The sequence below is a fragment of the Chryseobacterium sp. CG10_8 genome (assembly GCF_058117085.1).
Genome location: NZ_JBYVEB010000044.1, coordinates 1 through 25,216, shown reverse-complemented (window position 1 = coordinate 25,216; position 25,216 = coordinate 1). Strand labels below are relative to the sequence as shown.

Sequence of the window (25,216 nt, the reverse complement as noted above, 5' to 3'; positions counted from 1 at the left end):
AAAAATGAATTCTGCAATCTTCTTCTGTACCAAAATGAGCTGTAAAACTAAATAAATTCATCGTTATTTATTTGACTAACACAAAGATAGTGAATTTTAGGCAACTTTACGGATATTCATTTTATTTTTAAACTCTTTGAAAGAATAATAAAATGGTAAACTCATAATTTGAACAATTTTGTAATTGATTTGTTTATTTATTCCGTTTTCAGGGAATTATAATATTTTTTCTTTTTTCTGTTTTTCAATTTCTCTAAATGTCTTAGCGGTCTGCATTGCCCAATCGTCTGCGGTTTTACCAATGTAATTCAGAAACATAGATTCGGTTTTGTGTCCTGTGATACTCATTAGTTGAGGAGTAGTAAATAATTTGTTGCCATAAAAATTAGTAGCGAAACTTCGTCTGCAAACGTGTGAACTTACGAGATTATATTTTTCAGTTTCTACAATTTCGTTTTTCTTTTTGTTTTCGTTGTAAACTTTGCCTTTAATCATTTCATCTAATCCAGCCAATTCACAAACTTTTTTGATATGCCTGTTAAATAAAACAGCATTAGAATCAAAATTATTGGCGAAAGAAGGAGGGAAATTATTATTATATTTTTGCAAAATGGTTTCTACCTCTTCGTGTAAAGGGATAACAACTTTTTCACCTGTCTTTTGTTGTTTAATTTCTAGAAATCGGAATGAGTTTCCCTCGCTGTCTGTTTTGGTATAAATCATTCGTTTTGTCATTCTTAGCAAATCACTTGCACGCTGTCCTAGATAACAACCAAGAACTAGCCAATCTCTAGCAATATTCCAATCTGTGTTAATACTTTGAACTTCTTTGATTTTCTCAATTTCGTCAAACGATAGAAAAACTTTGTATTCGGTGTTTGTCGTTCCTGTGCTGAATCCTCGAATCTGATAATGAATTTGTTTTCCGTTTTGTTCTGCATCAAATAGAACCGTTTTCAGATTTTTAATAAATCGGACTGCTGTGGTTTCCATTAGGTTGCAGTCGGTAACAAGATGGTTTTTGAAATCAATCAAGGTTTTCGCACCAATATCTTGCAAAAGAAATATTTTCTTTTTCTTTTTTTGGTATTGTGTGAAACGGTCTTTTAGGTTGTTGTATTTCCGTAAAGTACAAACAGTATAAGATGAAGTGCTACGTTTGAAATCGGTAAAATTTTGTAGATAATTCAGAAAAACGGAATCATCCTCTTTAACTTCAATTCGGTTAAAAAAAGAATTTATCTTTTCGGATAACCAATCTTTTGAAAAAATTACTCCTTTAGAATAATCAGAATTATACTCCTTTAAAATATGATTTTCTAATTCATTCAGTTCTGTTGTTAGAATTTTATTTTCAGCAATAGTTTGTATTGGTCGTGAAGTTTTGGCACTCCAATACTTTGCGTTAATTATTTTTCCTGTTTTAGCCTGAAAAACAGAATCTCTGTTTATAGAAAAACGAATATAAATTTGTGCGTTTTCGGTTTTGTGTAAAACACGAAATTTAACAGTTGCCATTTTTTTGAAATTTGAACATAACAAATATACAATATCCGTTGGAATTTATTCCAACCAAATTCCAACCAATTTAAAATTCAATAAAACACTATGCAATTAAAAACAACTAACAAATATAGTAATAATGGCACTTTTGAGCGTTCTCTAATGTGTTATGAAAACGCAAGTAAAACTGTATTTTGGGTACGCTAGGTACCTAGAAGAAATCCTATTATATTGTAAAACAATATTTTAGGATTTTCTTTTTGTACGAATTTGTAGTCCGTAACAAATATTGTAATTTTAGCAAGAACTAAAATATGCTGTACCTATTCTTTTCCACCATTTTTATTATTCCTACATTATTGGGTTGGGGGAAGATTTCGGAGTTTTTTTGGGGTCGTGGTTTGGAAGGTTTAACAGGTAAACTAATTTCTGGAGTCGCAATACTTACCTTGATCTGGACGCTTTTTGCATTCTTCTTCCCAATGAGCATTAGCTTGGAAATTGTTTGTCTATTGATAGGTATTTCTGCATTTTTCTTCTTCAAATTATATCTTGATTTCGCAGATTTTTTAGGAAAAAACATCAAATTATTTTGTTTATTTTTTCTTGTTATCATATTTTTCGCTTCGTCTTATCCAGTTGTCTTAGACCATTTTGGCTACTATGTACCAACGATCAAATGGCTAACGGAATATGGATTAGTAAAAGGAATTTCGAATCTTGACCTGACATTGGGACAAATGTCGCTATGGCATATTTTCCAAGCGGGGTTTTCCCATTTTTCTGACCCTTTTTTGAGAATTAACAGCGTTCTTTTAACCATCTATTTGATTTTTATTTTAGAAAAGAAATCTTGGATTCAACTATTGTTCTTGCCTGTTTTGATTTTTTTTGGAAAATCACCCAACACTGATATTCCGGCTCTTGTCTTTTCTCTGATTATCATTTGGGAAATTCTTAATCAAAATAAAAACATTGGGGTACTCTTTGCTCTATCTGCTTTCACTTTTGCCATTAAGCCAACAATGATCTGGCTTCCGATGTTAGTTTTCCTGTATGGTATTCTATTTCTAAAATCGAATTTCAAAGTTTTTTTAGCCGGAATAGGTATCTTATTATTATTTACCTTTAAGAATATTTGGTGTTTTGGATATCCAATTTTCCCAGTCCAAATTGGCGATTTGGGATTATCATGGAGACCCAATCAAGAAGTTTTGAAACGGTCTTCCGAAATGGCTATTCTCAAAACGTATGATTTGCAATATTCCATTGAAGAAATTGAGAATTTTAGCAAATGGGATTATATCAAAAATTGGTTTTTGCTTGATGGAGTCAAGTCCAAAATCCATTGGTTCTTCCTTTTCAGCTGGATAGTGTTCATCACTTTTGCAATGAGAAAAAAATCAAAATTAATAACACTAATCGCAATTACTTTGCTGATTAAAAGCATCCTGATCGTAGCTTTTTCTGCGCAGTATCGATTCTTTTTAGATGTATTTTTCGTTATGTTTTTTGTGATGTTTTACCCGATTTTTGATAAAAAAAGAACTCTTTTCTTTTGTTCTGGCTTGATGATGATGGCAATGCTCATCAATTTCTTTCCACAAATCGTTCAAAAAACGATTCCGAGTTTTAGGTTAGGAAGTATTATGAAAGGTTTTGAAAAAAGTCAGCTTTATGAACCCTCAGTTTATACATACGAAAAATACCACACTTACAAGATTGGAAATTTGCAATTCAATGTAGTGAAAGACTATCCTTTTAGCTTTAACACCCCTATTCCAGCAATCTCACCCGAATTTTTAAGGCAAGATTATGAAGCAAATATCTTTCCACAAAAGGTGTCAAATAAGATGAAAGATGGTTTCGTTTGGCGAAAAATAACCAATGAAGAAAAACAAAAACTGAAACTTATTCTTCAAGAAAATAAGATCCCAACTTCGGAATAACTTCTTTATATAAAAAACCAACCTGTTGCGCATTTGTGAAAATTTTGATTTAAAAATTCGACAGTTTGAGTTTTTTTCAGAGGAAAAAGTATCGAAAACAAGAAACCTAATGAAATAGTTTGACAAAGTCAATTTTAATTAAAATTATACTTCTTCTCGATACGATTTTTTGCAAAAATCTACTCGAAGTGACGAAATGTTTTATAAATGCGCAATAGGTAAAACCTATAAAGTTTCCAAAATTGTAATCAAAAAAAAATCGAACCTTCAAAGGTTATGAAAACCTTGAAGGTTTAATTCTTATCTTTGTCTTATGTTTAATCTCGGAAACTTCCTAACCCTTTCTACTTATGGCGAAAGTCATGGAGTGGCTTATGGCGGAATCATCAATAATTTCCCTTCAGGAATCGAACTTGATTTAGAAAAAGTTCAGCTACAATTGGATAGACGCAAACCGGGTCAATCTACGCTGGTCACCCAAAGAAAAGAAAGCGATACCGTCGAATTTCTTTCAGGAATATTTGAGGGAAAAAGCACGGGAACTTCGATAGGTTTTATGATTCGTAACGAAAATCAAAAATCCCAAGATTACGATCATTTGAAAACAGGTTTCCGACCTTCTCATGCTGACTTCACCTACGAACAAAAATTCGGGATCCGTGATTATCGAGGCGGCGGAAGGTCATCGTCCCGAGAAACCGCTAACTGGGTTGTCGCAGGTGCTTTAGCCAAGCAAATTATTCCCAAAAATATAGAAATCAACGCTTATGTATCGTCTGTTGGAGATATCTATTGTATGAAACCCTATCAGGATTTGGATTTTTCAAAAACAGAATCCAATGATGTCCGTTGTCCTGATGAGGAAACTGCAGAAAAAATGATTTCCAAAATTAAAGAAATCAAAAAAGAAGGCAATACGATTGGAGGAACTGTCACCTGTGTTATCAAAAATTTGCCCGTTGGAATCGGTGAGCCTGTTTTTGGAAAACTTCAGGCGGAATTAGCCAAAGCGATGATGAACATCAACGCCGCAAAAGGTTTTGAATACGGAAGCGGATTTTGCAGTACTCAGATGACTGGCAAAGACCACAATGACCTTTTTAACGAAGATTTTACAACAAAAACCAATCTTTCAGGTGGTATCCAAGGTGGAATTTCAAACGGAATGGACATCTATTTTCGAGTAGCCTTCAAGCCTGTAGCAACAATTCTTCAACCGCAAGAAAGTATTGATAAAGACGGTCAACCGATCACACTTCAAGGAAAAGGAAGACACGACCCTTGTGTTGTCCCAAGAGCGGTCCCTATTGTGGAAAATCTGGCTGCATTTGTTTTAGCGGATATGTATTTAATCAATAAAGCAAGAAAATTCTAAATATATTTTCTACGATCGAAAAAGATGATATTGGTCATGAAATCTAACCTTTTTAATTGAATTTGATAGACATTTTCATATTGATTTAAATTTCAAAATTAAACTCAGTATTGATAATCAATTAGTTAAAATTTAAAATACTATTTTTTAATCAATTTTACCAATCATTTAATTTTAGATTTTGTAACTCAAATCACAAAACAATCCAATCCAAAATACGAAATTTGGGCAAAATTATAAGCAATGAAAAATTACTGGGATAAAGCAATTAGTTTCGACGATTACATGAAAGTAACCCAAGACAGAATTGACAATCCAATCGCAAGTGATGACCACAATGAGTATTACGAACTTGCCATGCAACGCATGAATCGTACCCTGAAAACCTTCAAAGTTATCGAAGAACAAGTCGCCACTTTAGCGACTAAAAACTTTAAGGGAAAAATCCTACTCATTTCTGAGCCATGGTGTGGAGATGCGAGCGCTACAGTTCCTGCTGTTTCCAAATTTTTTGAAGGACGCAACGACGCCAAAATCTTTCTTCGTGACGCTGACCACTCCTTAATTGACCAATTTCTTACAGATGGAACTCAATCCATACCTAAGATTTTGATTCTTAATGAAGATTATAGCGTAAAAAATGTTTGGGGACCAAGACCAAAATATGGTACCGAATTATTGAAAAAATTCAAAGCGGATCCAGAAGGTTACCCAAGAGAAGAATTCTACAATGACTTGCAAGTATATTACGCAAAAAACAAAGGAAAAGATGTTATTGACGAAATCCTAGAATTGCTGTAAATTTGCAATATGAATTTTCTGAAAAAAAATCTTGTATACCTGATTCTCCTTACATTATTAGCAATCTACGCCTTTGTACCAGGAGTAAAAACATTTGTTAACAGTCAATTATTTCCTTTAGAAAAAATAGAGGACGCGGTTCATCTTTCTGATGCAGACTACGATATCGACCTCAAAGGAATTAATGTTCCATCGACAAACCTTAAAAATTTCAAAGGAAAAAAAATGCTTTTTCTTAATTTTTGGGGAACTTGGTGTCCGCCATGCCGAGAGGAAATGCCTTCTATCCAAAAGCTATATGATTCCGAAAAAGGTAAAATGGACTTCGTCCTTATCGCTATGCAAGATGAGGAACAGAATGTAATTGAATTTCTGAAAAAAAACAATTACACCATGCCAGTCTATATTGCAGAAAGCCCAATCGGAGAAAGACTTCTACCCAATGTTTTCCCTACAACTTATATTCTTGACAAAGATGCTAGAATACTGATGAAAGAGGACTCTTCTAAAGATTGGAATCAAGAAAGTGTTCACCAACTAATTAAAGGAATTGCGCCCTAACTTTTCTTTAAATTTAATTAACAATTCCTTGGGAAAAAGTGGCAAATTATTTGATTAACTTTGGAAGAAACTTTTAACAATTTATTTTAAAGAAAATGAAGTATTCTAAAATTCATTTAGTCAAAGAAGCCATTAAGCACAAAGGATTTTTGAGCAAGATTCCTGATGTTTTCCGTATGGTGAAGCTTTGGCGCAAAGGAGAATATCCTGCAAAATCCATGGACATTATTTTGCCACTTTTGGGTATGCTGTATGTGATTTCTCCCATCGACCTTATTCCTGAAATTGCGGTTTTAGGTATAGGTGTCATTGACGACTTGGCAATTTTGTCACTAGCTCTGCCAAAATTAATGAAGGAAGTGGACAAATTTCTTCTATGGGAGGCTGAGAGAAAAAATAAGCCAAACAATGCCATCGAAGCAGAAATTATTGAGTAATATTAAATCAAACGCTTTCAAAAGAAGCGTTTTTTTATTGGACTTCAGCAAAGTATGTTCAGCTTCGATTTCCAGTAATCAAATTAGTTAATATTGCACCAACTTCAAAAAAATTAACCAAGCCGAAACTTCCAAAACAAACCTATAATAACTACCTTTGTAAAAATCTAAATCAGTATGGAAAGCAAGCGCGACTTTTTCTTAGAATGCTACCAATTAGGCATCATCAAATTTGGGAGATTTACCTTAAAAAGTGGAATCGAGAGCCCTTTTTATGTAGACCTTAGACCATTGGCTTCGGACCCTAAAATCCTAAAACATCTTGCCAATTATCTTTTGGAGATGCTGCCTTTGGATAATTTTGACGTTATCTGTGGGGTTCCTTACGCTGCGCTTCCAATGGCAACTGCAATGAGTTTGGAAAGTTATATTCCCCTTATCATCAAAAGAAAAGAAGCTAAACAATATGGAACCAAAAAACTGATTGAAGGTATTTTTCAGAAAGGACAGAACTGTCTTTTGGTAGAAGATGTTATAACCTCCGGGAAATCTCTATTAGAAACCATTCCTGAAATCGAAAATGAAAGAATCAGCGTTTCAGATATTGTAGTGGTGCTTGACCGTCAACAAGGTGGTAAAGAATTACTCGAAGAGAAAGGTTATCGAGTTCATACTTTGTTCACGATTTCTGAAATATGTGATATCTTGAAAGAAGAAAACAAACTCTCTGAGGATGAAATCGAAAGAATTCAGGATTTTTTGGCTGGAAATGTAGTGAAGTTTGAAGACAAAACTAGACTCACTTACGAGCAAAAACTAGAACAAATCGACCATCCTGCGGCTAAAAAACTGATTGAGATAGCTTTAGAAAAGAAATCGAATCTCATTGCTTCCGCCGACGTGATTACCACTCAGGAATTATTAGATTTTGCCAAGAAAGCTGGGCCTCACATTGTAGCGCTGAAAACTCATATTGACGCAATTAACGATTTCGAATACGAAAAAACCATCAAACCTCTCAAGGAAATTGCATCAGAATACAATTTTCTTCTTATGGAAGACCGAAAATTCGGGGATATTGGAAGCACACAAGAACTTCAGTACTCCTACGGAGTTTACAAAATTTCAACTTGGGCAGACTTAATCACTTCTCACGTAATTGGAGGTTATCAGTCTTTGGATTTCTTCAGAAACTCTGGCGTAATTGCTATCTTAAGCATGAGTTCCAAAGGAACTTTGACCACTTCTGAGTATTTTGAAGAAGCTCAAAAAATTGCATTACAGCATCCCAATGTTATTGGTGGGGTTTCCCAAAAGATGATTTCTGACGATCTATTACTCTTCACTCCAGGTGTAAGCATGGAAGATTCGGGCGATGGAAAAGGGCAACAATACAGTACTCCAGATTTGGTTTTCAAAAATCTCCATACCGACTTTATGATTGTGGGAAGAGGAATCTATAAAGCGGATGATGTCGAAAAAGCGGCTCTTCACTATAAAATTTCTGGTTGGGAAGCCTATACGGAAAGTCTTGGTCAGAAATAAAATCAATTACAAACCTCATTGACAATACAACTCGGTGTCTATCTGTTTATTAAAGAGCAATAGCATCGAGTTTTTTAATGCTTTTGCTTCAATAGTACTTTTAAAAAAGAGAAAACTAATAGATTAAAAAAAAGTAAAAAAGAAGTATTTCTTCCTTTGCTTCATAATTTTCAACAAAATCTTCTCGTTTTAAATCGAAAACTTTAAATTTGACTCCTTTATACTCAATTTTTGAAAATAAGACTCGCCATATTTTTTGTATTTGCTTTTGTGTTTGCCAATGCACAAAGGGATTCCATCTACATACAAGCCAAGCTTTCTCCCAACCGCAGAACGCTCTCAGTACAACAGGAAATTATATGGCATAATCCTATGAACGAACCCGTCTCTAAGATTAGGTTACTCAACTGGATTGCTGCTTACAAAAGTGAAGGAACTCCCCTTTCCGAAAGAAAACTCGAAGATAGAAAGCGAGAACTTCATTTTGCAAAAAAAACCGAATTAGGAAACCTCAACTTTCTAGAATATAAAATTGAGCAATCCTCCACAAAAAGAGCAGATGACCTCAACAACGAGAACATTGATATTGCGTTGTCCAAACCTCTACTTCCCGGCGAATCCACGGTCATTAATCTTAAGTACGAATTATTACTTCCTTTGGACCAATTCACGGGCTATGGAACAGCGGGAAGCAAAGCCTCGATTAAATATTTCTTTCTGGTTCCTGACAGTTTCGAAAAAGAAACATCGGAAAAAAGGCACTATTTGGATATCGAACAGACCCAAAATTTCGGAACTTTTTGGAAGGTCATTTGGGATGTTCCAGTCAATGATATTGCCAAAAGCAACTTGCCCGAAACGCACATGAATTATTTTGAGGGAACACTTTTTGGTGACCCCGAATTTGTTATTTCATCTCAACAACTGACAGGGATAACCACTTATGTGGAAGGCAAAAAAGTCATAGTTGACTTTGGATATCCGTTGAGTCAAAACGACCTTCTTTTTATGGAGTTCTATGTTCCATTGCATTTGAAATTTATCAAAGATAGAACTGGACTATTGCCGGAAAAAATCTTTATCTCGGAAAAGTTTAGAAAGAAAGAAGACTTCTTCGGAAATGACAATATTAAATTTTGGAAATTTGACCTTCCAATGTTCTCTCCTTCACAAAATATAGATATGGATTACCTTAGTATCATATCAAAGAAGGTTTTGGACGAGTGTATTGTTACCAACAAAAAAGAAGATCATTGGCTCAAAAATGGTCTAAAATCCTACCTCGAATACGATTATCTTAAAACCTTTTATAAGGACGAAAAGCTTTTGGGGGAACTTCCTGAAGCAAAAGTAATGGGCATGAAAGTTTTGAAAATCTTCAATGCTTCCAAACTCAATCTAACCGACCGTTATGGACTAGCTTACCAATACGTCCAGACGCAAAACCTCGATCAGAAAATCGACGAAAACTATCAGGATTTGAGCAACTTCAATCAGATGGCAATTAGTGATTTTGAAACGGGTTCTATCTTCAAATACATTGCCGATAAAATGGGAGATAACAATTTTAATCATTTTCTTATTTCATATTTCGATCAAAATCAAGGAAAACAAGTTGAAGGACAAAACTTCTTAGAAAAACTTGGGGAAGCTTCTGACTCTGCCGAATTTCTTGACCAACTGATTGACAAAAAACATCGGGTGAATTTCAAAGTTCAGAAATTCAAAAAAGAGAATAATCAATTGTTGGTTAAAGTTCAGAAAAATACGTCAGAAAAAATCCCCTTCAAACTGGAAACATTGACCAAAGATAACCGACAAGAAAGTTATTGGTTTGACACCGAAAATAAAACAGGAAGTAACTATTACACCATCCCAAATGATGAAGTGGACAAAATCCTTATTAATGATGGCTACTCCTTTCCTGAAACTTCTTATCGAGATAATTATCTATATACCAAAGGATTGTTTGCGAACACCAAAAAACTGAAATTCAAAATCATCAAAGATGTTCCTAATCCTGAGTACAGCGAAATCTATCTTAATCCCAAATTGAGTTTCAATGCTTATGATGGAATTTTAGCAGGTATTAATTTCAGTAACAAATCACTTCTCAATCGTAATTTTGAATATTCGGTAACGCCTTATTACAGCACTAATGCTGGAAAAATAACAGGTTCGGGGTCAGTTTCATACAGTTTTATGCCCCCAGAAAGTTTCTTTAGAAGTTTGAATATTGGCATCTCTGGCTCTTATTTTCATTACGATTATGACTTGCCCTATCAGAAATATACAGCATTTGCCAATTTTAGTTTTACTAAAAATCCAAGAAGTGACATCAAAAGAAGTCTAGGATTTTCGTATAACCATTACCAAAAAGAACTCAATGCAGCTGCTATTCTAGCGAATGAATATGACCTTTACAATCTTTGGAACGTCAATTATGCTTACTCAGACAACCGCCTGATTCACGAAAAGTATATTGGAACCAACTTTCAGTTGATGGAAGACTTTCAGAAGATCTCCGCTGAAGCCTATTACCGCTATGAGTTTGCTAAAAATAAAAAAATAAGTTTCCGTCTTTTTGCGGGTTATTTTTTGAGTAATAAGACACGTAATGATTTCTTTGATTATGGAATTTCAAGGATTTCTAATTACTCTTTCTCTTACGGACTTCTTGGGCAAAGTGCGACTTCGGGAGTGTTGTCTCAGCAATTTTTATTAGCCGATGGAGGTTTCAAAACGTTTTTTCCAGACACCGCCAATCAGTGGATTACCTCACTTAATGTGGATTCTCATGTTTGGAAAATGTTCAATATCTATGCTGATGCAGGAATGTACAAAAACAAAGGTGCAGGTTCAGAATTTATTTGGGACTTTGGAGTGAAAGTGAGAATTATTCCTGACTTTTTGGAAATTTATCTCCCGGTCTATTCTACCTTAGGCTTTGAACCTTCTCTCAATGATTATGCTAAAAGAATCCGATTTACTTTAGTTCTCAATCTTAATGCATTGGTTAATACTGTAAGAAGAGGTTGGTATTAAGGTTTTTGTTATGAGTTTCGAGTTGAGGGTTAAAAAACTGTGAGAAGTAATTTGTTCTTAATTACTTTTCCAGAAACGGACGGATATAGTTAAATCTTAATAATTTGTCATGATATATTTGTTTGTCATTCTGAGCACAGACTGAAAGTCTGCGAACGAAGTTCTGAAGTGGAGTCGAAGAATCTATATAGATGCTTCCTTCGTCAGCATGACACTTTAAATAGATTTGACTATATTTAGGGATGTTCACATTATCATTTTTGAAATTGCTTCTTAAAAAAACATAAAATTTCTCTCAAAAAGACCTCCGTTTTAAGCAATATTTATAAGCAATAATTTCTATAATTTATCTCACAAAATCCTGACCGAAATACTCAGAAAGCTTTTGTGATATCATTTATAAAGGTAACCCAATCAAAAAAGCCACTCATGTGAGTGGCTTTATATTTATCATTGAGAAAGAATTATTTCTTCAATATTTTTTGAGAAACAGATTGTCCATCAACTGTTCCAGTAATGATATACATTCCTGGATTAAGATCAGAAACATTCAAGCTATTGTTTTCAGAAACAGCAGCTGATTTTACAACCTGACCATTTAAGTTATATACTTTAACATCCGCCTTCGCACCAAATTTAACCTCGTCAGTTGCAAAAGTGTTCTTTACAAAGTTAGTGTTGATGTTTGCTAGTTCAGAAACTGCAAGGGTAGAAGGTCTTGTTGTTGTTATAACTAAATTATCTATATTAACAAACGGAGTCTCAGTTGCGCTATCCTGTCTTAAAAAGAAACTCACCGCTTGAGTCAAGTCGGTTCCTGTGTTAGAATCCGTCGCAACCAAATTACCTCCCACATATAAATTTACAACATCGTCCGCAGTGGTACTGGTATTGAAAGTATAACTAACATAGACATTATAAACCTGATTCACGTTAAAGTCATCAGTAGTCCATGTTGTTGCCGTACCAGTGGAACTTCTAACTTCAATTCCTAATTTATATGTGGTGGCTGTCACTCTTTTAGTCCAAAGAGTTCCTCCATAAGTATTTGTTGTTTGAACAAGTCCAGCTAAGTAACCACCATTAGCATCGGTTTGAAGAGTATTTGAAGTAACGCTTATGTCCAAACCATAATAAATTGTACCGGAATTTACTGTAGTTATAGTTTGTTGCAAATCACTGCCACCTCCATCAAAAGTAATAGCATTAGAAGCAACTTGAATTTCGTCAGTAGAAGCGGCACCAAGATATGCCCAACCTCCTTGTCCTAAAAGATTTCCATCGGTATAAGTAAATGCCTCATTATAAGGTAAGGTTACCTGAGCGCTACTAAAACCAATAATTGCAACTCCCAAAATTGTAAAGATTTTTTTCATAATATATATTTTAAAAAATTTGATAGTTAATTGTGACAAAGTTACAAATTATAAGCCACTTACTTTTTCAATTGGATTAATTATTTATTAACATTGTCTCACAATTTGCAACTTTTATTTTCGTTACTTTTACACCGGTTTATTCATCATCATTTGCAGAGAAAGTTACTTTTTTCCATCTCCTTTTTTGTTGTGCTAAATTTATTTAACGCGCAGATTTTCACATGGAAAAACCCCAACATTCCCAATGATTCTATCAGCAAAGACAGTCTGATTGCACGAAAGATAGAGCATGATGTTTTCCTCAAAGACACGATGGATTTTGTCAAAAAACAGAACAGAATTATCTATGATGAAGCGATATTACTCAAAAACAATAAACAACGTTTTTTGGGCGACCTCAATTCCAAAGGTTCGATTATTCGAGGGGTGACATTTGGTAACAATCAAGGACAAAGCGTTCAAAGTGCGATGGACTTGCAGATTACAGGAAAATTATCCGATGATGTTAGCATATTGGCAAGTATTTCTGACCATAACTTACCAATTCAAGCTGATGGATACACCCAAACTTTGGAAGAATTTGACCGTATCTATATGCAACTTAACATCAAAGACAAGTCGATTCTTAGAGCCGGTCATCTTGATCTAATCGATGAAAAGACTTATTTCGGAAGATATCAGAGACGAAGCATGGGATTGCAATTTCAGACGCAATTGGGAAAAGAAAACAAAACCTTTATAGATATTGCTGCTGGTGTTGCACGAAGTGAATTTCACCGAATTCGATTTCAGGGAGTTGAAGGCAATCAAGGTCCTTATCGATTGACAGGAAAAAATGGAGAACAATTTATTACCATTATTTCAGGTTCGGAACAAGTCTTTATTGATGGAATCCTCATGAAACGCGGTGAAAATCAAGATTACGTTATCAATTACAACACTGGAGAATTAACTTTCACGAGTTTTCGACCTATTTTTCAACAGAATTTTATCACCGTTTCCTATAACTATACCAACAGAAATTACTCCCGTTATCTTGTGACTGGAGGAGTTCAGCATCAAAGAGAACGTTTCAGAACAGGCATTAATTGGTTTTTGGAAAATGACAATAAGAATTCGCCTTTGGCTTTAAATTTAAGTGACGAAGACAAACTCATCCTCGCCAATGCAGGAAACAATCCCGAACTTATGTATGCGCCATCCGGTGTACAAACAGAATACGATGTCAACAAAATTCTGTATGAATTGATTCCATCCGGAATAGGAGGCTATTATCAATTTTCTACCGATGAAACTGCCGTTTTGTATCAAGTTTCGTTCACTTATTTTGGAAGCGGATTGGGAGATTACACCCTGAAACAGACCACTAACAATGGACGTGTTTTCGAATATGTTGGAGACGGACTTGGTGATTACAAAGCGGTGAGAAAACTACCTTCTCCTCAACAATCGCAAGTATTCTCCTACAATGCAGAATATTTATTAAATGACGGTAAAATCGGAACCGACTTTTCTTACAGTAATTACGATATCAACCTCTTCTCCTCCAAAGACTCCAAAGAAAATTCTGGTATTGCTGCAAGAATCTATGGAAACAAAACCTTTACTAAAAATAACTGGAAAGGGACTCCCTCGTTTGAAGTTCAGCATATTTCTTCGCAGTTTCATATTTTAGACAGAATTAATGATGTAGAATTTGCACGAGACTTCAACTTGCAACAAGAATTCAATAACAGAAACCAGAATCGGTTGATTTTTACCTTTAATAATAATTGGAAAAATACTTCTTTCCTTAATTATCGAGTTAATTTTCTCAATGAACAAGCCACTTATCAGGGTCTCAAAAATGACTTAGATGCCTTCTGGAAAAAAAGAAAATTCTATTCCAAAGCGCAGATTTCTTATTTGGACACCAAAGCCGAACTTCAAAATACCAATTTCACCCGAGGCGGAATAAGTACCGAATACAAGGGTAAGAAAGGCAGTTGGAGCACAGGAATTGGAATGGAAAATAACATCAAAAAATATAACGCGACACAAGATTACGATGTAACGAGCTTCCGTTGGAAGGAGGTGTTCTTACAAAAGAGAATTGGTGATTCTGTAAGAACTCGATTACTTGCAAAAGTCTACTTCCGTGACAATGACTCTGTGCGAAATAATCAGCTGGTAGACGTCAATCACATTCTCGGAATAATGGCAGAAAGCCAGTTAATTAAAACCGAAAAGACAACTTTGAATGCGTTAATTCATTATCGAAAATTCAAATATCAAACGGATGTTCCTAATGATTACAACCAAGATTTTGTAGTTGGAAATATTCTTTATAATCAACAACTTTTCAAGAACGGAATGCGACTTCAAGCCTTTTATGAACTGGGAAATGGCCAGGAAGCGCAACGTGAGTTTCAATATCTGAAAGTAACCGATGGACAGGGAATTTACAAATGGACAGATTATAATGGCGACGGTGTTCAGCAGATTGATGAATTCGAAGTGGCGGAATATGTGGATTTATCGCAATATATTAGAGTTTACACCAATTCTATACGTTATATTCCGAGTAATAAAAACAAATTGACTTTGGCTCTTTTTGTAAACCCTTCGATTGTTTTCGGTTCGGAAAATGCTTTTCTCAAAAGATGGAATTTTAATATTTCACTCAATTCTCAAAACTCTTATTACAAGCAAGACAAAGTTTTGGTACTCAATCCGTTTGAAAAAAATGAAAATCAGATTTTAAAAAACCAAAACTTTTTGGCTTCGGCGCAGTTTAGTCCAACCGAAAAATCAGGCTGGAACGGTAATTATCGCTTTATTTCCAATAATAATATCATCAATGCCAATTTCAGCAAAGAAGAAAGAAGTCAAAATTCGCATCACCTGAATTTCGGATATTGGTTCAACAAGGAATTTCGAATCGATTGGGAAAACTCACTTTTCCATATCAAAAATGCATCAGAACTCTTTGACAGTCGTGACTACAGTCTTAACAATTGGGAAACCCGACCAAAAGCTACTTACAAATTCACCGAAGCGATACAAGCCGAACTTTCTTCAGCTTTGAGACAAAAAAGAAGAGTTGACGGAGAAGAGTTTTTGAAAACCTTTGATTTGACCGGTAGTCTGCAATGGGAGCGCAAAAAAACAACTATTAGAGGAAATTTCTCTTTCATCAATAATAACTTCACAGGACAAAGTTTTTCTATTGTTGGAAACCAAATGTTAGATGGTCTGAAACCAGGAAAAAATCAAGTTTGGAGTATCCTTTTACAGCAAGCCGTTAATTCCTTTATCTCGCTCAACATCAATTACGAAGGGCGTAACTCCGATGACCGAACCATCCATATTGGAAGCATGCAAATTAAGGCGAGTTTTTAGAAAAGAATGAGACCCTTACGAGTCTCATCCGATGAATAAAATAACTATATGAATTCTTAAGGTTTGGTATAACTATTTTTAGCAATCAAGATTTCACCTTCCGAATTATTGGTCGTCTTGAATTTGGTTGGCAAAGTTGTTCTCCAATTTTTCTCAGTCGGAGACGGAATGTACACCACAAAATGTAAGTGTGCTCCTCTACTAAAACCTGTATTACCACTCAATGCAAGAACATCTCCTTTTTCTACCTTTTGACCGACCTTCACTCTTGCTCCATATTGTTCAAGATGATAATATTCGGCCAGAGTTCCGTCATCGTGCAAAACTGTGATATAATTTCCATCTTTCGCACAATCTTGAGTGGCACAACCTCCTTTATGCTCATGTACCACCTCAATTACCTTCCCTCCCCTTGCCGCGAGAATAGCGGTACCTTCAGGCAAAGTAAAGTCAATTGCATTTTCACCTTGATGAGAAAAACTTCCGTCATAACCTTGAGAAACTTGAAACGTTTTTCCGCTTCTATAAGGCAAATCATAAACATAATTAGTATCATAGGTAGATATTGTCGCGTCTCCAACAAAAGTTTTGAATGCAGGCATTTTTAATATCGCCCAATTTTTCGTCTTATCAACAGCAGAAAAAGAAATCACTCTATTTTTAGTTGTCCCTGGAGGCAATACATAGGCCTGCTTCAATCCATCAACCTTCATGTTCTCAACAACTGGTTGACCCGAAAAGGAAATAGAAACTGGAAAAATCTCTCGATTATCCAAAAAATACGTCACGGTATCTCTGGTATCACTCAACTCGTAATAGATAACAACATTAGCAATCGCATTAACTTTAACACTTAATATCGCAACCATTAAAACAAATATCTTTTTCATAGCTCAAAAATTAGATGGTTAATACTCGATTAATTTTCTAACGTAAAAGTGCCAAAAAACATTCTATGCTTCGAAAAATTTGAGGCAAACAGGCATAATTTTGAGGTGAATCTATAATTAAATATTTTTTTCTTTTAGAAATTGAAGCTTTAAAAGGGTTCCTGCTTCTCACCTCGGCATATTTTCAGTGGAAAAAACTCTAAAAATGCTCATATTATTCAACAGAAAAAAAAGAATTAAAGGCGCAAAAACGGTTAAACACAATTCCTTATCTTTGCGCCATGCCAAAAATAGGAAACATAGAGCTTCCAGAATTCCCGCTTTTATTAGCACCGATGGAAGATGTAAGCGACCCACCATTTAGAAGATTGTGCAAAATGCATGGTGCGGATTTGATGTATTCGGAATTTATTTCTTCGGAAGGATTGATTCGTGATGCCATGAAATCCAGAAAAAAATTGGACATTTTTGATTACGAAAGACCAGTCGGTATCCAAATTTTTGGTGGAGACGAAGAAGCAATGGCGATGTCCGCAAGAATTGTTGAAACAGTAGAGCCCGATTTGGTGGACATTAATTTTGGTTGTCCAGTTAAAAAAGTCGTAGCCAAGGGAGCTGGAGCTGGCGTTCTCAAAGATATCGACTTAATGGTAAGGTTGACAAAAGCTGTTGTTAATTCGACTCATCTTCCAGTGACCGTTAAAACTCGTTTGGGTTGGGATACACAGAATATCAATATTGACGAAGTTGCCGAAAAATTGCAAGATGCAGGAATCAAAGCTCTGACTATCCATGCAAGAACGCGTTCCCAAATGTACAAAGGCGAAGCGGATTGGGAATATATATCAAGAATCAAACAAAATCCAAACATCGAAATTCCTATTTTTGGGAATGGTGATATCGACAGTCCTCAAAAAGCGGAAGAATATAAAAACAAATACGCTTGCGACGGAATTATGATTGGGCGTGGAGCGATTGGATACCCTTGGATTTTCAATGAAATCAAACATTACTTCGAAACTGGCGAAATTCTTCCTGAACCCACCATCTCAGACCGACTCCTTGCAGTAAAACAACATGCAGAATGGAGCGTCGAATGGAAAGGCGAAAGAGCAGGCTTGGTTGAAATGAGACAACATTACAGCAACTACTTTAGAGGAATCCCTCACTTTAGGGAATGGAGAAAGAAATTTTTGGAGGTCTTATCTTTAGATGAAATGGAAAAATTGATTGAGGAAGCAGAACAATTTTACATGGAAAACCCCATACTTAGCCAGCAATAAACAACGAAAACATATTTATTTCAACTATAAGAATAAAGCCACCCAAATGGGTAGCTTCGATATATAGAGACATAATGTGTTTCTACCTATGAATGATAGGATCTTGGATTCCATCCTGATCGTTGCGATAAATTGCTGTTCTATAAGAATTATTGAGAGAAACTTTACCCGTAATTCCGCCTGCCCTAACTTCCCAATAACCGTTTTTGACGTAACCATCAGTTGTTGGATTTCCTAATAAGAGAACCCCAGCTGCATGTGGAGAAGCCATTGATGTACCTGACATCAATCCATATCCGCCTGGGATTGTAGACCTGATATCATATCCTGGCGCAGCATAATCTACACAAGTTCCAAAATTGGAAAAATATGCAAAAAAATCACCCGAGTTACAAGCGGAAATGGTGTAAATATTTACATGGTTATTGTGAGCTGGAGTGTACAAATTAGCATTATCATAATTGTTCCCCGCCGCAATCGCAATTTTAATCCCTCTTGAAGCTACATTCATTGTCGCTGTATCCGTCGCTGCATGAATATAAGGAGCGCTTGGCCCAAGACTCATATTCACCACATCTCCTGGTAGTCCAACCGCCGCAATATAATCTAGAGCTTGAACCGTCCAAGAAAAATCGCCCGTTCCAGAACTCGAAAGAACTTTACAAGCCACAACACTAGCTCCTGCCGCCACACCAACTACACCAATATTGTTATTGATAGCGCCAATGATTCCAGCAACATGAGTTCCATGACCATTACCATCATCAGGATTATTATCACCTGCAAAAGACAAACTTCTAGCAACATCCACATTAAGGTCCGGATGATCTAGGTCAATACCCGAGTCAACTACCCAAGCAGTTTTTCCGGTTCCATTACCAGATCCACCAACCCTTGTAATTCCCCAAGGAACAACTTGACCAGAAGTTCCACCGGAACCAGATCCTGTAGGTTTTGCCAATGTAATAAGGTAGTCATTGGCTACATCTAAAACCTGAGGATGCCTTCTGAGATTTTTGACTTCCTCTTCGGACAGATTAGCAACAAATCCCTCTAAACCATACTGGAAAACAGTAATAATCTTATTTCCATCAAATCCAAAGGATATATTACTCCCCGCAATCTTGGCTGTAGGATTAGCTAAAGAACTTTTCAAAGTATTAATCTGCTGCTGATACAGCTCTTTTTGAACCGCAACCGACTTAGAATTAGCTAGGATATCAATCGGGGAATAGAAGGTTCCCTCCTTTAGGGTCACAATGTATCGACCAGTGATTGGTTGATACGCAGGCATCGGAAGCCTGTTCTCAGTTTGAAAGCTGGAAGAGTCTACTTCCTGATTGTCCAGCGTGTCTGTCTGGCATGCAATAGATACAACGACAGACATTGTTAAAAAAATGTTTCTAAGTTTCATATCTATAAAATTTTTTAAAAAAGAATTGTGCTTTTTTTATATATATGAACTTTGTGTTAGACAAATTTATAAAAATAATTTAATATTAATCAATACTCATAAATAGTATTTTGTATTTGTTGAATTATTTAAACTTTCACTAAACTTCAAACAATAAAAAAAGACCGCAATTGCGGTCTTGTGTCTTTTTATGCATAATCTATTTAATACATTTCGGATGAAGCTTCGTTTTCTATCAAGCTTAAAGCAGAGGAAGTTCCAATTCTTTTAACACCTAACGCTATCATCCTCTCCGCATCCTCCTTTGTACGGACTCCACCAGCAGCCTTCACCGGCAACTCTCCAGCATGATCTAACATCAACTGAATTGCTTCAAATGTCGCCCCGTTGGGTTTTCCGTTTTCTGTTTTGTAAAAACCAGTTGATGATTTTACAAAAATATTTGACAACTGATCTTTATCAAAATTCTCTTCAGACCACAATCTAATCTTAGAGGTAATATCGATAATCTGCTCATCTGTCAAAGCAGCAATTTCAATTATCCATTTGGCTACTTTCCCATGATCGATGCATAACTGAGTGCATCTTAGAAACTCATCTTTCACCAAATCTAGATTTCCAGCTTTATAAGCTTCGTAGTTGATAACAAAATCTAACTCATCTGCGCCATCTTCAATAGCCTTCTGAGCTTCATTTAGTTTATCTTCTACACTATATGTTCCTTCGTGAAAACCAATCACCGTACCTACTACAACATCCGAATCATTCCTGTTCAAAAACTCACGAACCATTTTAACATAGTCAGGGCGAATCATCACCGCAAAAATGCCGTTATCAATAGCTTCTTTAGCTAAATCGATTACTATTTTTTGAGTTTCTTCTTCGGAAAGGCCTGATTGCGCAGGCGTTTTAAGATAAGTAGAGTCGAGATACTGATTGATTTCCATTGATTTACACTTTCAATTGTCTATTGATACTTTGTTCCAAAGATATGAAAGTTTCCGTTCTTGTGACACCTTTTAACTTTTGAATTTTACTCAAAATCTCCATAAGATGATCATTATCCTTACAAAGCACCTTTAAAAAAACAGTGTAGTTTCCTGTTGTATAGTGCGCTTCAATAACTTCATTAATATTCTTAAGCTCCTTGATTGCATTTTGATAATGAGAGGGCTGATCAAGGAAAACGCCTATGTAGGAAACAACTTTGTAACCAATTTTTCTTGGATTAAGCTGTGACACCGAATTCTCGATAACACCTGCTCCTTCCATTTTCTTAATCCTTTGATGGACTGCTGTTGTAGATATACCGACACTTTTTGAAATTAACGCCAGAGATGTCTTTGCGTTATCAATGAGCATATAAATAATACTTTTATCAATAGGGTCTAAGTAATAATCTTTTTGCTTTAAATTCTTCATTTTATTTTTCTAGGTTTTTAAATTATCATTATGTTTTTAGGATCAAGAAAACGGGATAATGGTCGCTATATCCTCCCAAGTACCTACTTCCCGCATAAGTACGGAAAGGTCTCCCTCTGTTTCTCTTGTCCCATTCTGAAATTTGAGGCACATCAAATACACCAGCATCTTCCAGAGACATTGAAAAAAAATCGTCGAAAAAATTCTCAGTCAGCAAAAATTGGTCAAATAGTAGACCTTGATTTCGGTAATAAGTCGAAAACCTCCCAGCTTGATACAATTCAAGAAAGGGGTTGACTAATGTTCTACCAAATTTTTCATCATGTGTTAATTCGAGAAGATTATCTTCATTGGGATTCTCATTAAAATCACCACAGATAATCACAGGAAGCTTTTCTTCTTGTAAAGAATAAATAACGCGCTCCTTCACTTGATTAAGAATATAATCTCGCTTAGGCTTGTTAATATCTCTTTCTCTTTTTGACGGCAAATGTATAACAAAAAAATAAAAAATGGCATTTTTATATTTTATTTTACACTTTAACACGTCTCGGGTAGTATCATAGCGGTCCGAATCTTCATTCTCAATCTCGAACAAAAAGCTGATCGGCTCTGCGTGAAGAATCTCAATTTTATTCTTATCATACAGCAGCGCCACATCGACTCCCCTCTCATCTAAAGAGTCAAAATGAACAATGCCGTACTCCGAATCAAACGGAGGCAACTCAACAAGATCTTGAAGTACCTTTTCATTTTGAATCTCAGCCAGACCAATAAGTAAAGGTAATTTCCCAAAATCCTTCTTCACGAGTTCGAAAACATGAGCAATCTTTTGAAGCTTGACTTGATATCTTTTGGGGCTCCAATTTTTCAGACCAAACTTCGGAGAAAAACTTCGGTAATCATCACTGAAAAAATTCTCCGTGTTGTAAAACATTAAAACCTCACTGACATCAGACAATATCATAAAACTACATTATTTCCCTTGTGTGTAAATTTATTAAATAATTTTAATATCCCTAATTTTTTTTTAATTTTTTTTACGAAATCAAAGATATTCATGTATATTTTACAAATATTTTATTGAATAGTTAAAATATTAAAGTAAAATACCACATTTTGAGTTAAAAAAAATATACAAAAAAAATAAAACGTATAAGATTTTAAATATCATGTAATATCTCAATTATACCATATAAATAATATGTAACTTTAAACCCGTTTTATTTTTAATAACAAAAAAATATATTTCATAAATGAAAAGAAAAATTTTTCTAGCATTTGCGATTGTTGTCTTTAATTTATTTTTTGGACAACAACAGACGGTTACGTCATCATTTTCACCTTTCTGTTTCAACGAATCCACCGCAATAACAATAACTGTTAATGGCAGTAGTATAAACGAGTCAACTTGGGGTGTAACCAATAATGCGCTTTATATGTGGGCTTGGAGTTACGACTCTGCTACTAATACAAGCGCAGATTGTCCAACAAACGGAACGTGGTCAGCTTCCAACAATGTAAACAAGTTCACTTATAATGCAGGAAGTGATACTTACACAATGACGATCACTCCCTCAACTTTTTTTAATAGGACGGGACTAGGGAGGTTTGGATTTCTTATTAAAGCACTTAATGGAGCCGGGGACAAAAAGTCTCAAGACATCTACGTCGATATTAAAACACTGAAATTTACTTCGACGGCACCGAACAGTAATTCTACAACTTTCGTCAATGCAGGATCCTCATATAATATCAGTTATACCGCTTGTAGAACAGCTAATTGGACTCTTACTGCAAATGGTACAACCGTTAATACTGTCAGTAATTCAGCAAGTTTTAATTACGCCTATACCGTTACCGCAGGTTCTACTATGGTGCTTACAGCAACCAATCCTGCTGACGGAACCATTGCTTCGTCAACTTTTGAGTTACAACCAGCAGTTAATGTTACTTCTGCTGCAATCCCTGCATATATGAGACAAGGGATTACTTACTCCCCAACAGACCCAACTAAAGTTGGATTAGCGCTATATGCTCCTAACAAAAGCTATGTTCATGTTTTAGGTAGTTTTAATAATTGGACGATCAACTCTGCTTACTTAATGTACAAGGATACTACCAACCCGGATTTGTATTGGATCGAAATTACGGGTCTTACTCCACAACAGATATACACTTTCCAATATAGAACAAGTGATGGCATCAAGGTAGCAGACCCTTATTCTACAATGGTTTTATCCCCAGATGATGATCCATGGATTAGCTCCGCTGATTATCCAAACCTTCCGACTTACCCAACAGGACAACAGTATGACGTATCTGTAATCCAAACCGGAATGCCTGCTTATAACTGGACAGTGACCAATTTCACAAAACCAGCAAAGCAAAATCTGTTTGTTTACGAACTTCTTGTGAGAGAATTCACATCAGAACAAAATTGGCAGTCTTTAATTGACAAAATCGATTACTTTAAAAGCCTAAAAATCAACGCTATCGAATTAATGCCAGTAATGGAATTCGATGGTAATAGTTCGTGGGGTTACAACACCAGTTTCCATATGGCTCTTGATAAAGCCTATGGAACTAAAAATAAATTCAAAGAATTTATTGATTTGTGTCACCAAAATGGAATCGCTATCATTTTAGACGTTGCTCTTAATCACGCTACTGGAAGAAGCCCAATTCAGAGACTATGGAACACCTCAACATCGGGTGGATACGGTGAAGTTGCCGCCAATAATCCTTACTTCAACCAAACTGCGATGCACTCTTATAGTGTATTTTACGACTTCAATCATAGCTTAGCGACGACACAATATTATGTTCAAAGAGTACTAGAACAATGGATTTCAGAATACAAAATTGACGGTTTCCGATGGGATCTTACCAAAGGATTCACTCAAGCATGTACTAGTACAGGTACCACATGTACTGATGGATTTCAAGCGGATAGAGTTGCAATCTTAAAAAATTACGCGGACTATCAGTGGAGCCTTGACCCGACATCATATGTGATTTTTGAGCATTTGGGAGGTGATCCAGAAGAACAAGAGTGGGCTAACTATCGAATTTCTGAAGGAAAAGGTGTGATGACTTGGGATAAATTAACTACTCCTTATAACGAAACTACTATGGGTTATGCAACCAATAGTAATATTAATAAGGTAGATTTTGAAAACCATGGTTTTACAGAGAGAAGAAACATGGCTTATGGTGAAAGTCATGACGAGGAAAGAATCATGTTCAAAAACGTGACCTATGGAGCAAGTAATGGCACATATAATGTAAGAACCCTTAGCACCGCACTACAAAGACAAAAAGCTTATGGAGCGATCTTCTTGCCACTTCCTGGACCAAAAATGATTTGGGAATTTGCAGAACTTGGATTTGATTTGAGTCTCTTTAGATGTACCAATGGAACAAACAATTTCGAAGGAGATGCAGATGGTGTTGGAGATTGTAAACTAGACCCGAAACCATCAGCTTTTAGTTTATCTTATGACACTAATGCCGAAAGGATTTCGGTAAGAGATGCTTGGGCAAAAATGATTAGTATAAAAAGAGCAAATCCAGTCTTTGATACAACTACATTTACTGTTTCTTCCGGTGATCTCATGCCGAAAGCATACATCTGGAATGATGCACTTTCTGCTTCTACTTTGAAAAACGTTGTCATCTTAACCAACTTTACATTAACTTCTCAAAGCATTAACCCTATTTTCCCGTACGCCGGAACTTGGGTTAATTTAATGGATAATACAACTCTTGCTGTAACCAACGTAAATTCACCACTTACTTTACAACCAGGTGAATTCAGAATTTATGGAAATCAACCTGCAAGTCTTTTAGGAACTCATGAAGTATCAACTAAAGCTTCTGAGGTAAGTTTAGAAATAAAAGAAAATCCAGTCAACGCTGGAAACGCTCAGTTTATCTACAAAAATGCAAAAAACGGAACACTAACTGTTTATGATTTTTCTGGAAAAGCTTTGAGACAAATAAAAATCAAAAATGATAATGGAGAAATCTCTATTGATACCAATGGTTTAGCAGCAGGAATTTACCTCGTTCAGCTAAGAGCGGAAAAAGGTAATGCTCTTGTCAAAATGATGGTCAAGTAGACTATTTTCCTTTAATAAAAAAAAGCATCTGAATATTCAGATGCTTTTTTTTTATTTACTTTCAGTACAATAAAGCTTCTATAAAATCAAAGCACTGAAATACTGAA

The 25,216-nt window shown here is 35.4% G+C and carries 18 protein-coding genes; 10 read left to right on the top strand and 8 right to left on the bottom strand.

Annotated features, from left to right (window positions below; translation table 11 throughout):
- Positions 1-216: 216 nt before the first annotated feature.
- Positions 217-1,518 (bottom strand): tyrosine-type recombinase/integrase, encoded by a 1,302-nt coding sequence (locus AC4AGG_RS08815; RefSeq protein WP_489771628.1) that lies wholly within the window; start codon positions 1,516-1,518, stop codon positions 217-219.
- A 299-nt stretch (positions 1,519-1,817) separates the two neighbouring features.
- Between AC4AGG_RS08815 and AC4AGG_RS08810 the strand changes: the two genes are divergently transcribed.
- From AC4AGG_RS08810 to AC4AGG_RS08780, 7 genes are all read left to right on the top strand, one after another.
- Complete coding sequence (locus AC4AGG_RS08810) at positions 1,818-3,452, top strand: LIC_10190 family membrane protein (RefSeq protein ID WP_489771627.1); 1,635 nt, start codon at positions 1,818-1,820, stop codon at positions 3,450-3,452.
- 313 nt (positions 3,453-3,765) lie between these two features.
- The gene (aroC, locus tag AC4AGG_RS08805) at positions 3,766-4,827 is read left to right on the top strand and encodes a chorismate synthase (RefSeq protein ID WP_489771626.1); all 1,062 of its coding nucleotides are present in this window, start codon (positions 3,766-3,768) and stop codon (positions 4,825-4,827) included.
- A 243-nt stretch (positions 4,828-5,070) separates the two neighbouring features.
- Positions 5,071-5,628, top strand: a complete 558-nt coding sequence (locus AC4AGG_RS08800; protein WP_489771625.1) for a thioredoxin family protein — start codon at positions 5,071-5,073, stop codon at positions 5,626-5,628.
- A gap of 9 nt (positions 5,629-5,637) precedes the next feature.
- Positions 5,638-6,189: a TlpA family protein disulfide reductase gene (locus AC4AGG_RS08795; protein WP_489771624.1), complete on the top strand. Its 552-nt coding sequence runs from the start codon at positions 5,638-5,640 to the stop codon at positions 6,187-6,189.
- Between the two features lie 95 nt (positions 6,190-6,284).
- A complete protein-coding gene (locus tag AC4AGG_RS08790) occupies positions 6,285-6,626 on the top strand; it encodes a YkvA family protein (RefSeq protein ID WP_489771623.1) in 342 nt (113 codons plus the stop codon).
- A gap of 177 nt (positions 6,627-6,803) precedes the next feature.
- A complete protein-coding gene (pyrF, locus tag AC4AGG_RS08785; protein ID WP_489771622.1) occupies positions 6,804-8,171 on the top strand; it encodes an orotidine-5'-phosphate decarboxylase in 1,368 nt (455 codons plus the stop codon).
- Between the two features lie 231 nt (positions 8,172-8,402).
- Positions 8,403-11,216, top strand: coding sequence for an aminopeptidase (locus tag AC4AGG_RS08780; RefSeq protein ID WP_489771621.1), 2,814 nt, complete (start codon positions 8,403-8,405; stop codon positions 11,214-11,216).
- A 61-nt stretch (positions 11,217-11,277) separates the two neighbouring features.
- On the opposite strand, the gene AC4AGG_RS08775 is transcribed toward AC4AGG_RS08780, so the two are convergent.
- Positions 11,278-11,466, bottom strand: a complete 189-nt coding sequence (locus AC4AGG_RS08775; RefSeq protein WP_489771620.1) for a hypothetical protein — start codon at positions 11,464-11,466, stop codon at positions 11,278-11,280.
- Positions 11,467-11,680: 214 nt separating this feature from the next.
- On the bottom strand, positions 11,681-12,592 hold the full coding sequence (locus AC4AGG_RS08770) for a T9SS type A sorting domain-containing protein (protein WP_489771619.1): 912 nt from the start codon (positions 12,590-12,592) through the stop codon (positions 11,681-11,683).
- A gap of 315 nt (positions 12,593-12,907) precedes the next feature.
- On the opposite strand from AC4AGG_RS08770, the gene AC4AGG_RS08765 reads away from it, so the two are divergent.
- Positions 12,908-15,976 carry a DUF8818 domain-containing protein gene (locus tag AC4AGG_RS08765; protein WP_489771629.1) on the top strand — a complete coding sequence of 1,023 codons (3,069 nt, stop codon included), beginning with the start codon at positions 12,908-12,910 and terminating at the stop codon, positions 15,974-15,976.
- A 56-nt stretch (positions 15,977-16,032) separates the two neighbouring features.
- Here AC4AGG_RS08765 and AC4AGG_RS08760 read toward each other — a convergent pair whose 3' ends face one another.
- Positions 16,033-16,866 (bottom strand): M23 family metallopeptidase, encoded by an 834-nt coding sequence (locus AC4AGG_RS08760; protein WP_489771618.1) that lies wholly within the window; start codon positions 16,864-16,866, stop codon positions 16,033-16,035.
- A 281-nt stretch (positions 16,867-17,147) separates the two neighbouring features.
- On the opposite strand from AC4AGG_RS08760, the gene dusB reads away from it, so the two are divergent.
- Entirely contained in the window at positions 17,148-18,149 is a 1,002-nt protein-coding gene (gene dusB / locus AC4AGG_RS08755; protein WP_489771617.1) for a tRNA dihydrouridine synthase DusB, read from the top strand.
- Positions 18,150-18,231: 82 nt separating this feature from the next.
- Here dusB and AC4AGG_RS08750 read toward each other — a convergent pair whose 3' ends face one another.
- From AC4AGG_RS08750 to AC4AGG_RS08735, 4 genes are all read right to left on the bottom strand, one after another.
- Positions 18,232-19,563: a S8 family serine peptidase gene (locus AC4AGG_RS08750; protein ID WP_489771616.1), complete on the bottom strand. Its 1,332-nt coding sequence runs from the start codon at positions 19,561-19,563 to the stop codon at positions 18,232-18,234.
- 203 nt (positions 19,564-19,766) lie between these two features.
- On the bottom strand, positions 19,767-20,510 hold the full coding sequence (gene deoC / locus AC4AGG_RS08745) for a deoxyribose-phosphate aldolase (protein WP_489771615.1): 744 nt from the start codon (positions 20,508-20,510) through the stop codon (positions 19,767-19,769).
- Between the two features lie 4 nt (positions 20,511-20,514).
- Positions 20,515-20,985 carry an Lrp/AsnC ligand binding domain-containing protein gene (locus tag AC4AGG_RS08740; protein WP_489771614.1) on the bottom strand — a complete coding sequence of 157 codons (471 nt, stop codon included), beginning with the start codon at positions 20,983-20,985 and terminating at the stop codon, positions 20,515-20,517.
- Positions 20,986-21,013: 28 nt separating this feature from the next.
- Entirely contained in the window at positions 21,014-21,952 is a 939-nt protein-coding gene (locus tag AC4AGG_RS08735) for an endonuclease/exonuclease/phosphatase family protein (protein WP_489771613.1), read from the bottom strand.
- 289 nt (positions 21,953-22,241) lie between these two features.
- Between AC4AGG_RS08735 and AC4AGG_RS08730 the strand changes: the two genes are divergently transcribed.
- Positions 22,242-25,109, top strand: coding sequence for an alpha-amylase family glycosyl hydrolase (locus AC4AGG_RS08730; RefSeq protein WP_489771612.1), 2,868 nt, complete (start codon positions 22,242-22,244; stop codon positions 25,107-25,109).
- Positions 25,110-25,216: the final 107 nt, after the last annotated feature.

Coding starts and splice junctions, on each gene's coding strand:
- AC4AGG_RS08815 (WP_489771628.1), bottom strand. CDS start 1,518: ATGGCAACTGTTAAATTTCGTGTTTTACACAAAACCGAAAACGCACAA.
- AC4AGG_RS08760 (WP_489771618.1), bottom strand. CDS start 16,866: ATGAAAAAGATATTTGTTTTAATGGTTGCGATATTAAGTGTTAAAGTT.
- AC4AGG_RS08770 (WP_489771619.1), bottom strand. CDS start 12,592: ATGAAAAAAATCTTTACAATTTTGGGAGTTGCAATTATTGGTTTTAGT.
- AC4AGG_RS08765 (WP_489771629.1), top strand. CDS start 12,908: ATGGATTTTGTCAAAAAACAGAACAGAATTATCTATGATGAAGCGATA.
- pyrF (WP_489771622.1), top strand. CDS start 6,804: ATGGAAAGCAAGCGCGACTTTTTCTTAGAATGCTACCAATTAGGCATC.
- AC4AGG_RS08730 (WP_489771612.1), top strand. CDS start 22,242: ATGAAAAGAAAAATTTTTCTAGCATTTGCGATTGTTGTCTTTAATTTA.
- AC4AGG_RS08800 (WP_489771625.1), top strand. CDS start 5,071: ATGAAAAATTACTGGGATAAAGCAATTAGTTTCGACGATTACATGAAA.
- AC4AGG_RS08790 (WP_489771623.1), top strand. CDS start 6,285: ATGAAGTATTCTAAAATTCATTTAGTCAAAGAAGCCATTAAGCACAAA.
- AC4AGG_RS08735 (WP_489771613.1), bottom strand. CDS start 21,952: ATGATATTGTCTGATGTCAGTGAGGTTTTAATGTTTTACAACACGGAG.
- aroC (WP_489771626.1), top strand. CDS start 3,766: ATGTTTAATCTCGGAAACTTCCTAACCCTTTCTACTTATGGCGAAAGT.
- AC4AGG_RS08795 (WP_489771624.1), top strand. CDS start 5,638: ATGAATTTTCTGAAAAAAAATCTTGTATACCTGATTCTCCTTACATTA.
- AC4AGG_RS08810 (WP_489771627.1), top strand. CDS start 1,818: ATGCTGTACCTATTCTTTTCCACCATTTTTATTATTCCTACATTATTG.
- AC4AGG_RS08750 (WP_489771616.1), bottom strand. CDS start 19,563: ATGAAACTTAGAAACATTTTTTTAACAATGTCTGTCGTTGTATCTATT.
- AC4AGG_RS08740 (WP_489771614.1), bottom strand. CDS start 20,985: ATGAAGAATTTAAAGCAAAAAGATTATTACTTAGACCCTATTGATAAA.
- dusB (WP_489771617.1), top strand. CDS start 17,148: ATGCCAAAAATAGGAAACATAGAGCTTCCAGAATTCCCGCTTTTATTA.
- deoC (WP_489771615.1), bottom strand. CDS start 20,510: ATGGAAATCAATCAGTATCTCGACTCTACTTATCTTAAAACGCCTGCG.